This window comes from Salmonella sp. SAL04214 (assembly GCF_046550615.1).
Lineage (GTDB): Bacteria > Pseudomonadota > Gammaproteobacteria > Enterobacterales > Enterobacteriaceae > Salmonella > Salmonella enterica.
Genome location: NZ_JBGDXT010000010.1, coordinates 49,619 through 63,087, shown reverse-complemented (window position 1 = coordinate 63,087; position 13,469 = coordinate 49,619). Strand labels below are relative to the sequence as shown.

Annotated in this window: 10 protein-coding genes; 4 read left to right on the top strand and 6 right to left on the bottom strand. The window is 53.4% G+C overall.

Translation table 11 applies throughout. The features are described from left to right. Positions 1-2: 2 nt before the first annotated feature. Together nagA and nagB are read right to left on the bottom strand one after the other, a co-directional pair. On the bottom strand, positions 3-1,157 hold the full coding sequence (gene nagA, locus ACLJQD_RS16870) for an N-acetylglucosamine-6-phosphate deacetylase (protein ID WP_000271186.1): 1,155 nt from the start codon (positions 1,155-1,157) through the stop codon (positions 3-5). Positions 1,158-1,216: 59 nt separating this feature from the next. After that, on the bottom strand, positions 1,217-2,017 hold the full coding sequence (gene nagB, locus ACLJQD_RS16865) for a glucosamine-6-phosphate deaminase (protein WP_001237059.1): 801 nt from the start codon (positions 2,015-2,017) through the stop codon (positions 1,217-1,219). A 326-nt stretch (positions 2,018-2,343) separates the two neighbouring features. On the opposite strand from nagB, the gene nagE reads away from it, so the two are divergent. From nagE to chiQ, 4 genes are all read left to right on the top strand, one after another. Next, entirely contained in the window at positions 2,344-4,296 is a 1,953-nt protein-coding gene (nagE, locus tag ACLJQD_RS16860; protein ID WP_001023069.1) for a PTS N-acetyl glucosamine transporter subunit IIABC, read from the top strand. 210 nt (positions 4,297-4,506) lie between these two features. Continuing rightward, positions 4,507-6,174 (top strand): glutamine--tRNA ligase, encoded by a 1,668-nt coding sequence (gene glnS, locus ACLJQD_RS16855; RefSeq protein ID WP_001287181.1) that lies wholly within the window; start codon positions 4,507-4,509, stop codon positions 6,172-6,174. A gap of 451 nt (positions 6,175-6,625) precedes the next feature. Further along, complete coding sequence (gene chiP / locus ACLJQD_RS16850; RefSeq protein WP_001258803.1) at positions 6,626-8,032, top strand: chitoporin ChiP; 1,407 nt, start codon at positions 6,626-6,628, stop codon at positions 8,030-8,032. Positions 8,033-8,081: 49 nt separating this feature from the next. Further along, positions 8,082-8,414, top strand: coding sequence for a ChiQ/YbfN family lipoprotein (gene chiQ / locus ACLJQD_RS16845; RefSeq protein ID WP_017441672.1), 333 nt, complete (start codon positions 8,082-8,084; stop codon positions 8,412-8,414). 48 nt (positions 8,415-8,462) lie between these two features. Here the strand turns inward: chiQ and tcuC are convergent, their stop codons facing one another. The 4 genes from tcuC to tcuR all read right to left on the bottom strand — a co-directional run bounded on the left by tcuC (position 8,463) and on the right by tcuR (position 13,371). Further along, positions 8,463-9,767, bottom strand: a complete 1,305-nt coding sequence (gene tcuC / locus ACLJQD_RS16840; RefSeq protein ID WP_017441673.1) for a tricarballylate/proton symporter TcuC — start codon at positions 9,765-9,767, stop codon at positions 8,463-8,465. A gap of 50 nt (positions 9,768-9,817) precedes the next feature. Further along, entirely contained in the window at positions 9,818-10,957 is a 1,140-nt protein-coding gene (gene tcuB, locus ACLJQD_RS16835) for a tricarballylate utilization protein TcuB (protein WP_017441674.1), read from the bottom strand. Further along, positions 10,944-12,347 carry an FAD-dependent tricarballylate dehydrogenase TcuA gene (gene tcuA / locus ACLJQD_RS16830; protein WP_000228705.1) on the bottom strand — a complete coding sequence of 468 codons (1,404 nt, stop codon included), beginning with the start codon at positions 12,345-12,347 and terminating at the stop codon, positions 10,944-10,946. The genes tcuB and tcuA overlap by 14 nt, the downstream gene beginning before the upstream one ends. A gap of 97 nt (positions 12,348-12,444) precedes the next feature. Continuing rightward, positions 12,445-13,371 (bottom strand): tricarballylate utilization LysR family transcriptional regulator TcuR, encoded by a 927-nt coding sequence (gene tcuR / locus ACLJQD_RS16825; protein WP_000423371.1) that lies wholly within the window; start codon positions 13,369-13,371, stop codon positions 12,445-12,447. Positions 13,372-13,469: the final 98 nt, after the last annotated feature.

The following is a 13,469-nucleotide window of genomic DNA, read 5'->3' as shown; positions in this document are numbered from 1 at the left end:
TCTCACTTACTCAAGTCAACGACCTCGTCACCATTAACGATGGTCTTGATAATTTTAAAATCGTGGGTGAACGCGGTCAGGTTGGCGACTTTACCCGGCGCAATGCTACCGAGATGCTTATCAACGCCGATAGCGCGTGCCGGATAGAGCGTTGCCATGCGCAGCACTTCATCCAGCGCGATGCCGCAATGCGCGACCAGGTTGCGTACGCCTTCAATCATGGTTAAGGACGAACCGCTCAACGTACCGTTTTCATCCACACACAGTCCATTGCGGTAGTATATTGTTTTACCTGCGAAAATGAACTGCTCAATATTGGCCCCCGCCGGTGCGGTGGCGTCTGTCACCAGACAAAGTTTGTCGCCTTTAAGGCGTTTGGCATTGCGAATGTTGGCGTAGTCGACATGCAGACCATCGGCGATAACGCCGCAATAAATATCCGCTTCGTCCAGAACAGCGCCAGCAAGGCCCGGCTCACGCCCTGTAATGTACGGCATCGCATTAAACAGGTGAGTCGCAAAGGTAATCCCGGCGCGGAAGCCCGCTTTCGCCTCTTTTAACGTCGCGTTGGAGTGACCTGCGGAAACCACAATGCCCGCATTCGCCAGTTTAGCGATTACGTCAGCAGGCACCATTTCCGGCGCGAGTGTAACTTTGGTGATGACGTCGGCATTATCGCACAAGAAATCGACCAGCGCAGCGTCTGGTTTACGCACGAAATCAGGATTATGGGTGCCTTTTTTTACCAAATTAAGCCAGGGGCCTTCCAGGTGGAGACCCAGCGCCTGGTGCGGATGTTTTTCCAGGTATTCGCGCATGACGCGAATGCCCTGTTTCATCAATTCATCGCTGGTAGTGATAAGCGTTGGCAGAAAGTTAGTACAGCCCGATTTTTCATTGGCTTTCTGCATAATTTCCAGCGTTTCAACGCTGACGGCTTCTGCGGTATCGTTAAACTGCACGCCGCCGCAGCCGTTTAGCTGCACATCAATAAAACCGGGGGAGAGAATGGCCCCATTCAATGAGCGTTGTTCTATTCCCGGCGGCAGTTCGGCCATCGGACAAACGCGGTCAATCAGGCCATTAGCGACAACAAGCGCATGGTCATCAAGAATTTCGTGACCGGTAAAGATCCGGCCCTGGGTTAAAGCATACATTCCGACCCCCGATATCAAAAATTTACCGCCCCGCATTGACTGGCGGGGCGGAGACAACATTACAGACCTTTAATATTTTCTGCTTCTAATTCATTGAAATATTTCAATGTTTTAACTTTAAGTTCCATTGTGGACGGCTCATCGCATACCACAACCGCTTTCGGATGGAGTTGCAGGCAGCTAATGGTCCACATGTGGTTGACGTTGCCTTCAACCGCCGCCTGCAGCGCCTGGGCTTTCTGATGGCCCAGCACCAGAATCATCACTTCTTCCGCATCCAGCAGCGTGCCTACGCCTACCGTCAGCGCGTATTTCGGCACCTGGTTTACGTCGCCGTCAAAGAAGCGGGAGTTCGCTACGCGAGTATCATGGGTTAACGTTTTGATACGGGTACGGGAAGCCAGGGAAGACGCCGGTTCGTTAAAGGCGATGTGACCGTCGTTGCCGACGCCGCCCATAAACAGATGGATTTTACCGTAAGAACGAATTTTTTCTTCATATTGACGGCATTCTGCATCGATATCCGGTGCGTTACCGTTGAGAAGATTGATGTTTTCTGCTGGAATATCAACGTGATCGAAAAAGTTACGATGCATAAAGCTGTGGTAGCTTTCCGGGTGCTCTTTCGGCAGGCCAACATATTCGTCCATATTAAAGGTGACCACATGCTTAAAGCTGACCTCGCCCGCTTTGTGCATCTCAACCAGCGCTTTGTACGCCGTTAGCGGCGTGCCGCCGGTAGGCAGCCCAAGGACAAACGGACGATCGGCGGTCGGTTTGAACGCATTAATACGGTTAACGATATGGCGAGCGGCCCATTTGCCAACCTGTTCTGCGGTACTCAGGGGGATCAGTCTCATTCTTCACCTCAATAATCAATGTCAAAATTTGGCGGATCGTATTAAGCGTAACCTGGATATCCAGGGTTCGTGTTCAATCCGTCCTGATTTTTTGAATCATAAAATAAGTTTTCCGTGTTAGCCAGTGGATGGTGGGGATGATTACGATATTTAGTGATTATAATCACAAAAAACACCCGTTTAATTTGCGAGGCGAATTAATTTTTCACACACTCTGCAGAAGATGATCTCACCGTTCGATTACAGAACATCACGTTTTTAACGTTTGCAGCACAATAAAAAACGGCTTCAAAGAAGCCATATCGGCGTCTCGTAGGGGGAATAAGATGAATATTTTAGGTTTTTTCCAGCGGCTGGGTAGGGCGTTGCAGCTCCCTATCGCCGTGTTGCCGGTGGCAGCGTTGTTGCTGCGATTCGGCCAACCAGATTTGCTGAATATGCCGTTTATCGCGCAAGCGGGCGGGTCTATTTTCGATAACCTGGCGCTGGTTTTCGCTATCGGCGTGGCCTCCAGTTGGTCTAAAGATAGCGCGGGCGCGGCAGCGCTGGCGGGAGCCGTGGGTTACTTCGTCATGACCAAAGCGATGGTGACGATTAACCCGGAAATCAACATGGGCGTGCTGGCGGGGATTATTACCGGTCTGGTCGGCGGCGCGGTTTATAATCGCTGGTCTGGTATCAAACTGCCTGATTTTCTCAGTTTCTTCGGTGGAAAACGTTTTGTGCCGATCGCAACGGGCTTTTTCTGTCTGGTGCTGGCCGCTATTTTCGGTTACGTCTGGCCGCCGGTACAGCATGGCATCCATGCGGGCGGTGAATGGATCGTTTCCGCAGGCGCGCTGGGTTCCGGTATCTTTGGCTTCATCAACCGTCTGCTGATCCCCACCGGCCTGCATCAGGTACTGAACACCATCGCCTGGTTCCAGATTGGCGAATTCACCAATGCCGCAGGCACTGTATTCCACGGCGATATCAACCGCTTCTATGCTGGCGACGGCACGGCAGGGATGTTTATGTCCGGCTTCTTCCCGATCATGATGTTTGGTCTGCCGGGCGCCGCTCTGGCGATGTATTTCGCCGCGCCGAAAGAACGTCGTCCGATGGTGGGCGGTATGCTGCTGTCTGTCGCGATCACCGCGTTTCTGACCGGCGTAACCGAGCCGCTGGAATTCCTGTTTATGTTCCTGGCGCCGCTGCTGTACCTCCTGCACGCCATTTTGACCGGTATCAGCCTGTTCGTCGCGACGCTGCTGGGTATCCATGCGGGCTTCTCTTTCTCGGCAGGCGCGATCGACTATGTTCTGATGTATAACCTGCCAGCGGCCAGCAATAACGTCTGGATGTTGCTGGTGATGGGCGTTGTATTCTTTATCATCTACTTCCTGCTGTTCAGCGCGGTTATTCGTATGTTTAACCTGAAAACGCCGGGCCGCGAAGATAAAGTTGATGAGATGGTAACGGAAGAAGCCAACAGCAACACCGAAGAAGGGTTAACGCAACTGGCGACCAGCTATATTGCTGCGGTTGGCGGTACGGACAACCTGAAAGCGATCGATGCGTGTATTACCCGTCTGCGCCTGACCGTGAATGACTCTGCTCGCGTTAACGATGCGGCCTGCAAACGCCTCGGCGCTTCCGGCGTGGTGAAACTGAACAAACAGACCATTCAGGTTATTGTCGGCGCGAAAGCGGAATCGATTGGCGATGAAATGAAGAAAGTGGTGGCGCGGGGGCCGGTCGCGGCAGCATCTGCTGATGCGGCTCACGTTGCGACACCTGCTCCGGCGGCCAAACCCCAGGCGGTGCCGAATGCGGTGACTATCGCTGAACTGGTCTCTCCGATTACCGGTGAGGTAGTGGCGCTGGATCAGGTACCGGATGAAGCTTTCGCCAGCAAAGCGGTCGGCGACGGCGTGGCGGTGAAACCCACCGATAAAACCGTGGTTTCTCCGGCGGCGGGTACTATCGTGAAAATCTTCAACACTAACCACGCGTTCTGTCTGGAAACCGAAAAAGGCGCGGAGATCGTTGTCCATATGGGTATCGATACCGTCGCGCTGAACGGTCAGGGCTTCAAGCGTCTGGTAGAAGAGGGTGCGGAAGTCACGGCGGGTCAGCCGGTTCTGGAACTGGATCTGGACTTCCTGAATGCCAATGCGCGTTCCATGATAAGCCCGGTTGTTTGCAGCAACAGCGATGACTTCAGCGCTCTGGTCATCAAAGCGGATGGTCACGTGGTAGCGGGTCAAACGCCACTGTACGAGATCAAGAGCAAATAATCGCTTCCTGGCCGGATAAGGCGTAAGACGCCATCCGGCGATATCACAGAAAACATAAGCGGCAGAGGGGAACCTTCGCCGCTTTTTTTTACCGCAATTAGCCCCAATATTTTCTGCAAAGCCACTTTTTAAGTAACTAAAGGTTGTCAGTCTGTCCGGCTTATAAGATCATATGCCGTTATACGTTGTTTACGCTTTGAGGAATCCACGATGAGTGAGGCTGAAGCCCGCCCGACTAACTTTATTCGTCAGATTATTGATGAAGATCTGGCGAGTGGTAAACATACCACTGTCCATACCCGTTTTCCGCCGGAGCCGAATGGCTATCTGCACATCGGCCACGCGAAATCTATCTGCCTGAACTTTGGCATCGCGCAAGATTATCAGGGCCAGTGCAACCTGCGTTTCGATGACACCAACCCGGTAAAAGAAGATATCGAGTACGTTGATTCGATCAAAAACGACGTCGAGTGGTTAGGCTTTCACTGGTCTGGCGATATTCGCTACTCCTCCGATTACTTTGACCAACTGCACGCCTATGCGGTCGAGCTAATCAATAAAGGCCTGGCCTACGTTGATGAGCTGACGCCGGAGCAGATCCGTGAATACCGCGGTACGCTGACCGCGCCGGGTAAAAACAGCCCGTTCCGCGATCGCAGCGTGGAAGAGAACCTCGCGCTATTTGAAAAAATGCGTACCGGCGGTTTTGAAGAGGGTAAAGCCTGTCTGCGCGCTAAAATCGACATGGCGTCGCCGTTTATCGTGATGCGCGATCCGGTGCTGTATCGCATTAAATTCGCCGAGCATCATCAGACCGGCAACAAGTGGTGCATCTACCCGATGTACGACTTTACTCACTGCATCAGCGATGCGCTGGAAGGCATTACTCATTCTCTGTGTACGCTGGAGTTCCAGGATAACCGTCGTCTGTACGACTGGGTGCTGGACAACATCACCATTCCGGTTCACCCGCGCCAGTACGAATTCTCGCGCCTGAATCTGGAATACACCGTGATGTCCAAGCGTAAGCTGAACCTGCTGGTGACCGACAAACACGTCGAAGGCTGGGATGATCCGCGTATGCCGACTATTTCCGGTCTGCGCCGTCGCGGCTATACCGCAGCTTCTATTCGTGAGTTCTGCAAACGCATCGGCGTCACCAAGCAGGACAACACCATTGAGATGGCGTCGCTGGAATCCTGCATTCGCGAAGATCTGAACGAAAACGCGCCGCGCGCGATGGCGGTAATCGATCCGGTAAAACTGGTTATCGAAAACTACCCGCAGGGCGAGAGCGAAATGGTTACCATGCCTAACCATCCGAATAAACCGGAGATGGGCAGCCGTGAAGTGCCGTTTAGCGGTGAGATCTGGATCGATCGCGCAGATTTCCGCGAAGAAGCGAACAAGCAGTACAAGCGTCTGGTGATGGGCAAAGAAGTGCGTCTGCGTAATGCCTACGTCATTAAAGCGGAGCGCGTAGAGAAGGATGCCGAAGGGAATATCACCACCATCTTCTGTACCTATGATGCCGATACGCTGAGTAAAGATCCGGCTGACGGGCGTAAAGTGAAAGGCGTAATCCACTGGGTTAGCGCAGCACATGCGCTGCCGATTGAAATTCGTCTCTACGACCGTCTGTTCAGCGTGCCGAATCCAGGCGCCGCGGAGGACTTCCTGTCTGTTATCAACCCCGAATCATTAGTGATTAAGCAGGGTTATGGTGAGCCGTCGCTGAAAGCGGCGGTAGCAGGAAAAGCTTTCCAGTTTGAACGTGAAGGCTACTTCTGCCTCGACAGCCGCTATGCAACGGCCGATAAGCTGGTCTTTAACCGCACCGTAGGCCTGCGTGATACCTGGGCGAAAGCGGGCGAATAAGCACTGCGCCAACAGGCGAATGCTGTAAAAATACCTTGTCAACGCCGCGTTCTGCGGCGTTTTTTCTCTGCATTTCTAAGTCGATTCTCTTTTTTGCGAGGCGAATTAATTATTCTCTGAAAATTATTGATCTGATAAATGATTATTAATCTAAATGTTATAAGCGTCAGGTCAACAGGAGACAATTATTTTCATGCCTATGGAAAACAAGTCAATTTTCTTTCTGGCGGTCTGCTTCCCCCACCAGCAGTCGAATGTAACAGAAAGCAATTAAATATGTGCGGTTGCTCATATTATTACATACTGGTTACAGAAAGAGATTGATAATTCGCATCGCGAAAAATAGTCTATTTAACGTAGTAAATGAGGTTTCTCAGCGCTACTTTTTATTTTTATTTTTTCGCTGTTCGCTTTTGTCGGCAGCAATTTATACGTCAAAGAGGATTAACTTATGCGTACGTTTAGTGGCAAACGTAGTACGCTGGCTCTGGCTATCGCCGGTATCACAGCAATGTCGGGGTGGATCGTTGTTCCGCAGGCGCAAGCCTCCGGCTTTTTCGACGACTCCACGTTAACGGGCGGCATCTATTATTGGCAGCGTGAACGCGATCGCAAAGATGTGACCGACGGCGACAAATATAAAACTAACCTTTCTCATGCGACCTGGAACGCTAACCTGGATTTTCAGTCTGGTTACGCTGCGGATATGTTCGGTCTGGATATCGCGGCGTTTACCGCGATTGAAATGGCAGAAAACGGCGACAGCGGTCATCCAAACGAAATTGCCTTCTCGAAAAAGAATAAAGGCTACGACGAAGACTATTCCGGCGATAAGAGCGGTATCAGTCTTTATAAAGCCGCCGCGAAATTTAAATATGGCCCGGTCTGGGCGCGCGCCGGTTATATTCAGCCTACCGGTCAGACGCTGTTAGCGCCGCACTGGAGTTTTATGCCGGGTACTTATCAGGGTGCGGAAGCCGGCGCCAGTTTTGACTATGGCGATGCGGGCGCGTTAAGTTTTTCCTACATGTGGACTAACGAATATAAAGCGCCGTGGCATACCGAAATGGATAAGTTTTATCAGGCGGATAAAAAAACCAATGTAGATTATCTCCACTCCATCGGCGCGAAGTACGACTTCAAAAATGATCTGGTGCTGGAAGCGGCGTTTGGTCAGTCCGAAGGCTATGTCGATCAATATTTCGCGAAGGCCAGCTATAAATTTGATTTAGGCGGCAATCCGTTCACCACCAGTTACCAGTTCTACGGCGCGCGCGACAAAGTAGACGATCGCAGCGTGAATGATATTTACGACGGTACGGCCTGGCTGCAGGCGTTGACCTTCGGCTACAAAGTCGCGGAAGTGGTTGACCTGCGTCTGGAAGGTACCTGGGTGAAAGCGGACGGTCAGCAGGGCTATTTTCTGCAACGTATGACGCCAACCTACGCCTCTTCAAACGGTCGTCTGGATATCTGGTGGGATAACCGCTCCGACTTTAACGCTAACGGTGAAAAGGCGGTTTTCTTCGGCGCGATGTATGACCTGAAAAACTGGAATCTGCCGGGCTGGGCTGTGGGCGCGTCTTACGTTTACGCCTGGGATGCTAAACCGGCAACCTGGCAAAGTAACCCGGATGCTTACTACGACAAAAACCGCACTATCGAAGAGTCCTCATACAGTCTGGATGCGGTCTATACCCTGCAGGAGGGGCGTGCCAAAGGCACCATGTTCAAACTGCACTTCACCGAATATGACAACCACTCCAATATTCCAAGCTGGGGCGGTGGTTACGGCAACATCTTCCAGGATGAGCGTGACGTGAAATTTATCGTTATTGCGCCATTCACTATTTTCTGATGTCAGATGCGGCAGGCTGCCGGTCTGCCGCGTTGTTGAGGAACGACCTATGAAAAAAATTTTACTCATCGCCAGCATGACCGCCGGTTTGACGGCCTGCGCGTCATCACCCGCGCCGGAAGAAGATAGCCGGCTGAAAGAGGCGTACAGCGCCTGTATCAATACCGCACAGGGCTCGCCTGAGAAGATAGAGGCCTGCCAAAGCGTACTGAATGCCCTTAAAAAAGAGCGCAAACATCAGCAATTTGCTAACGAAGAAAGCGTGCGGGTACTGGACTATCAGCAGTGCATTCAGGCGACGCGCACGGGTAACGATCAGGCGGTCAAGGCTGACTGCGATAAGGTCTGGCAGGAAATTCGCAGTCATAATAACGTGCAATAAAACCCTGCCTTGCCACCCACGGGCGAATGTTTTCCGCCCGTGGTTTTTTCAGGCTTTATTTTCTGCCGCGATATAGCCGCGACTCAGACGTACAAACAGCATCGCCGTCGCGGCAAGTCCACATAACGCCGCGCACATCAGCCACCAGCCGGGCGAGCTTTTATCGCCGGTTAACTTTACCAGCGCGGTAGAGATGGCTGGCGTCAGGCCGCCAAAAATTGCCGTCGCCAGGCTAAAGGCCAGCGAGAAACCAACGGTACGCACATAGACTGGCATCACTTCGGTTAACGCCGCGACCATTGCGCCGTTATACATGCCAAAAAAGAAAGAGAACCACAGCAGTACCAGCGTCATGCGGGTAAAGTCGGGCGCGGCGGTCAGCCACTGCATGACGGGCCAGGTGGTGATCAGCGCCAGCAACGTAATGCCCATTAATACGGCGCGACGGCCAATCCGGTCGGAAATCGCGCCGCCAATGGGTAACCAGATAAAATTGGACACCCCCACCAACATGGTGACGATCAAACTGTCCCGCGCGCTGAGATTAAGCACGGTTCTGCCATAGGTCGGCGTATAAACGGTGATAAAATAAAACGTTGTGGTGGTCATCGCTACCAGCAGCGTTCCGGCCGTAATAATGCGCCAGTTTTTGGCGATAGTTGCAAAAATTTCCCTGGTGTCGGGGCGATGCTTGCGTTGTAAAAACGCTTCTGTTTCTTGTAATGAACGACGTAAAACAAAAATCAGCGGAATGATCATACAGCCGATAAAGAACGGAATTCGCCAGCCCCACTCCGATATCGCGTCGTGTCCCAGCGTGATATTCAGGCTATAACCAATCAACGCGGCGACAACGATCGCGACCTGCTGACTGGCGGATTGCCAGCTGGTATAAAACCCTTTATTGCCTGGCGTTGCGATTTCGGACAGATAGACCGAGATGCCGCCTAACTCAACGCCCGCAGAAAATCCTTGTAATAACCGGCCCAACAGCACCAACGCAGGCGCTGCCAGGCCGATCGTTTGGTAGCCGGGGACGAGGGCGATGAGCAACGTACCGCAGCCCATAATCGCCAGCGTCACCATCAGCCCTTTACGACGTCCGATTCTGTCAATATAGGCGCCAAGCACAATCGCGCCGACGGGGCGCATTAAAAAACCGGAGCCAAAGACGGCAAAGGTCAACATTAATGAGGCAAATTCGCTTTCCGCCGGAAAAAACGTTCTGGCGATATAGGTGGCGTAAAATCCGAACAAGAAAAAATCAAACTGTTCAAGAAAATTGCCGCTTGTCACGCGCAGTATTGCGCCGAACGTGCCGGCGCGCGATGTTGCAGGTGTGTGTTGTGCCATAGGGTTTGCTCTCCACTGTCTTTATTGTTTTATGGGTAAGATGTTGCGGGTCAGTTGCCTGTATCCCCCGCATGTTTTCCGCGTCGCTTCTCAACAGCCCATTTGAGTAAGGCCGCGCAGCGGAAAAATCCGTGGGCGAATTTTCCGTAGGGAAGGGTGAGAAAGAGCGCCATCACCACACCTAAATGGAGCGCCAGCAGTATGCCCATTCCGCTGGTGTCTCTGCCTGCCAGCAGCGCCAGCCCGGTAAGGCTGGTTAAGAACAGCAGCAGAATAAAGCCGCGATCCATGGGGTTCTGGCGCGCATCGCCATGTAACGGCGACCGCCGCAGATTGAGCCACAGTAGCCCGGCCGGGCCGATAAGCAGACCGATACCGCCCAGCGTGCCGAGCATGACCGGCAGGCTAAAGAACGGGTAGGGCGCTTCCCAACCGGCGACGTAGTGATAGCCTGTCGCCACTACCGTGGCGGCAAAACAGAGCATAAAACCGTAGAAGGTAAAGTGATGAAAGCGACGGCGCAGCAGCGTGAATGCATCGTCCGCTTCGTTACAGCCTTTGCCGTGACCGCCGTCGAGATATTTCAGCGTTAACGCATTGTGCGACGCTTCCGCAATCTCCGCCGAACGCGGTACGCCCGGCGAGATCTCACGCCAGAAGCGGATTACGCCCGCCATAAGCAAACCGATTGCCAGCACAAAAACTGAGCCAAACATCCATGCCAGCAGGCTATGCGGAAAAATTTGATAGAAGTCACCGGCCAGCGGCGGATGAATCAGCGACCCTTTCAGCGCCATCGCCAGTAATAAAAAGAGCGTCAGACCGACTATCAGCGCCAGCGCGACGGTGATCCCCGCCCGGCGGTATAACGCGCCAAAAGCGGCGGGCTGGGCATACTGTTGATACGTCTCCAGGCGGGCTTGCGCCATCGCTTTCGGCACGTTAATGGCAAATTCATGGGGCGGCGCGTACTGGCACGCGTGCAGGCAGGCGCCGCAGTTATGACATAAATTCGCCAGATAATGAATATCGGCTTTACCGAATTCGAGCCGCTGGGTCATCGCCGGAAATACTGCGCAAAAACCTTCGCAGTAGCGACACGCGTTACACACTTGCATGACGCGTTCGACCTCGGCTTCCGGTTCGGTAAGCACGGTGGCCTCAATGATTAATTTTTCAAGCTGTTTCATGCTGCGCCTCCTTGTGTGCCGCGCGGGCGGCTTCTATTCCCGCAATGCGGCCAAAGGTTGTGCCGATAGACATGCCTACGCCTGCGGTATACCCCTTGCCCAGAACATTTCCTGCCATCATCTCGCCGGCAACAAACAGGTTGCGGCTTGGATGACCGGCAAAATGCACCGCGGCACGTTCGTTAACTTTCAGACCCAGGTAGGTAAACGTGATGCCGGGTCGCAGCGCATAACCGTAGTAGGGCGGCGCATCAAGCGGGCGCGCCCAGTGGGTTTTCGCCGGCGTCAGGTTTTTGGTGGCGCAGTCATCAAGCAAGGTATGATCAAAATGACCGGGTTGGCAGGCCTGGTTATACTGCGTGACGGTATGGGTAAATTTTTCCGCGTCCAGCCCCAACTGGCAGGCCAGTTCAGCCAGCGTATTGGCCTGCGCGCCAGGAAAAACCGGCGGCATAAAGTGGCCGATGGCTTTGCTGTCAATAATCGAATAGCCAATCTGTCCTGGCTGTTGAGCCACCAGCCGCCCCCAAATGGCGTAACGCTTCGGCCAGAAATCTTCGCCTTCATCATAAAAACGTTCGGCGTCGCGATTCACGACAATACCCAGCGATACGCAATCCACGCGAGTACAAATACCGCCGTCGTATAGCGGCGCCCTGGCATCAATCGCTACGCAGTGCGACTGGGACGGATCGCCAATGATATCCGCGCCGGCATCCATCATAAATTTGAGTAATACGCCCTGGTTAAAACGCGTGCCGCGAATCAGAAAATTATCCGCGGGCCATTCGCCGCGGGCGTTTTCTCCCCAGGCCTCCCGCAGCCATTCACGGTTTGATTCGAAACCGCCAGCCGCTAATACGCAGGCTTTGGCGGTAATACGTTCGCTACCCGCCAGCGCTGCCACGAATTCGCCGTCATGAAGTTCAAGCGCGTGAACCGGCGTGTTATAGCGAATCTGTACGCCCAGCCGTTCGGCGCTACGGTAATAGGCATTGACGAGCGCTTTCCCGCCGCCCATAAAAAACGCATTGGTGCGCGCAACGTGGAGCGCACCAGATAATGGCGGTTGAAAGTTAACGCCATGTTTGCGCATCCAGTCGCGGCATTGCGAAGAGGTGCGAATGACCAGCCGCGCCAGCGCCTCGTTGGTGTTGCCGTCGGTGACTCGCCACAGATCCTGCCAGAATTCCTCTTCAGGATAGCTTTCTACCAGCACATCCTGCGGCGCATCATGCATACAGCGCAGGTTTCGTGTGTGCTGAGAATTTCCGCCGCGCCATTCTCGCGGGGCAGCCTCCAGCAGCAGAACCGATGCGCCCGCTTCCCGTGCGGTCAGGGCGGCGCATAATGCGGCATTGCCTCCGCCTATCACCAGTACATCAACCATCTTATACTCCCGTACCATTTAACTATTTGTTAAATTTGTAATTGAAATGTATACGGATAAATAAGCGGCGCGCTATCAGGTAGCGCTAAACAGGGGTTTAGTAAGCGTAAAGGGTTGCGCCTGGCCATTCACCGGCGTCGACTAACTGACGCATAACTTTGGTAAGGACTACTCTGGCGGCAAGGCCGGCGGGCGTCAGTTCATCATCCGACAGGCTGACTAAAAAATTGGGGCGGCTGAGTACCGGATTATGGACGCCGATCACGCGTAGCGCGTCGTTATCCAGATGAGAAATCGCCGCGCCGGGCTGCAACGTGGCGCCAAGACCGTCGCGCACGGCGCGCATCAACAACGCCAGGCCGTCAATTTCCGCGACGATTTCAACGTTAAGCGCATGTTCCTGGCAGACAGCGTCCAGCCTGCCGCGCAGCCCATGTCCCTGGCTTGGCATAATGAGCGGAATGCCTGCCAGTTGTTCAGGTGTGATCGGGTTATCAGGAAGCGCCGCCAGCAGGGCATGGGAGCCAATCAGAAAAAGCTGTTCTTCAAGGATCGGTCTGGCGCTCCAGCGCAGGATTTTATCTTTTTGAAAGACAACGGCTAAATCAATCTGGCGGGTATTGATCATTCTTTCCAGATTACCGGACAAGCTTTCCACCACATGCAGTCGGACATCGGCATAGTTTTCCTGCATGGCATGGATAAACGGTATACCCAGTATGGAGGCGGTACTGGGGGCCATTCCTACGCTCACATGACCGGAAAGGCGCGCTTCTCTGGCGGCGAGAATTGCGTCGTCGGCATGACGCAGGGCGAGTTGCGCCTGTGAATAAAAGGCCAGCCCGGCGTTGGTTGGCGTTACGCCGCGCGAGGTGCGCTGCAGCAGACGGATGGCGAGCTCGTTTTCCAGACGGGACATCTGTTGACTTAATGCTGAAACGCCAATATCAAGATCCTGTGCGGCGCTGCCCATACTGCCGGTTTCAATAATACGCACGAAATAGCGTAACTGGCGAAGCTCCATTCCTGCTCTCCTGAGATGCGATAGCGTTTTTTACATTAAATCAACATCAAGCGGCAGGAAAGAGGAGGATATAAAAAAGCCAACCGGGCGGTTGGCTC

What these genes read in the sequence shown, in the direction of transcription:
- nagA (WP_000271186.1), bottom strand. Translation starts at nt 1,157, where the DNA reads ATGTATGCTTTAACCCAGGGCCGGATCTTTACCGGTCACGAAATTCTT.
- nagB (WP_001237059.1), bottom strand. Translation starts at nt 2,017, where the DNA reads ATGAGACTGATCCCCCTGAGTACCGCAGAACAGGTTGGCAAATGGGCC.
- nagE (WP_001023069.1), top strand. Translation starts at nt 2,344, where the DNA reads ATGAATATTTTAGGTTTTTTCCAGCGGCTGGGTAGGGCGTTGCAGCTC.
- glnS (WP_001287181.1), top strand. Translation starts at nt 4,507, where the DNA reads ATGAGTGAGGCTGAAGCCCGCCCGACTAACTTTATTCGTCAGATTATT.
- chiP (WP_001258803.1), top strand. Translation starts at nt 6,626, where the DNA reads ATGCGTACGTTTAGTGGCAAACGTAGTACGCTGGCTCTGGCTATCGCC.
- chiQ (WP_017441672.1), top strand. Translation starts at nt 8,082, where the DNA reads ATGAAAAAAATTTTACTCATCGCCAGCATGACCGCCGGTTTGACGGCC.
- tcuC (WP_017441673.1), bottom strand. Translation starts at nt 9,767, where the DNA reads ATGGCACAACACACACCTGCAACATCGCGCGCCGGCACGTTCGGCGCA.
- tcuB (WP_017441674.1), bottom strand. Translation starts at nt 10,957, where the DNA reads ATGAAACAGCTTGAAAAATTAATCATTGAGGCCACCGTGCTTACCGAA.
- tcuA (WP_000228705.1), bottom strand. Translation starts at nt 12,347, where the DNA reads ATGGTTGATGTACTGGTGATAGGCGGAGGCAATGCCGCATTATGCGCC.
- tcuR (WP_000423371.1), bottom strand. Translation starts at nt 13,371, where the DNA reads ATGGAGCTTCGCCAGTTACGCTATTTCGTGCGTATTATTGAAACCGGC.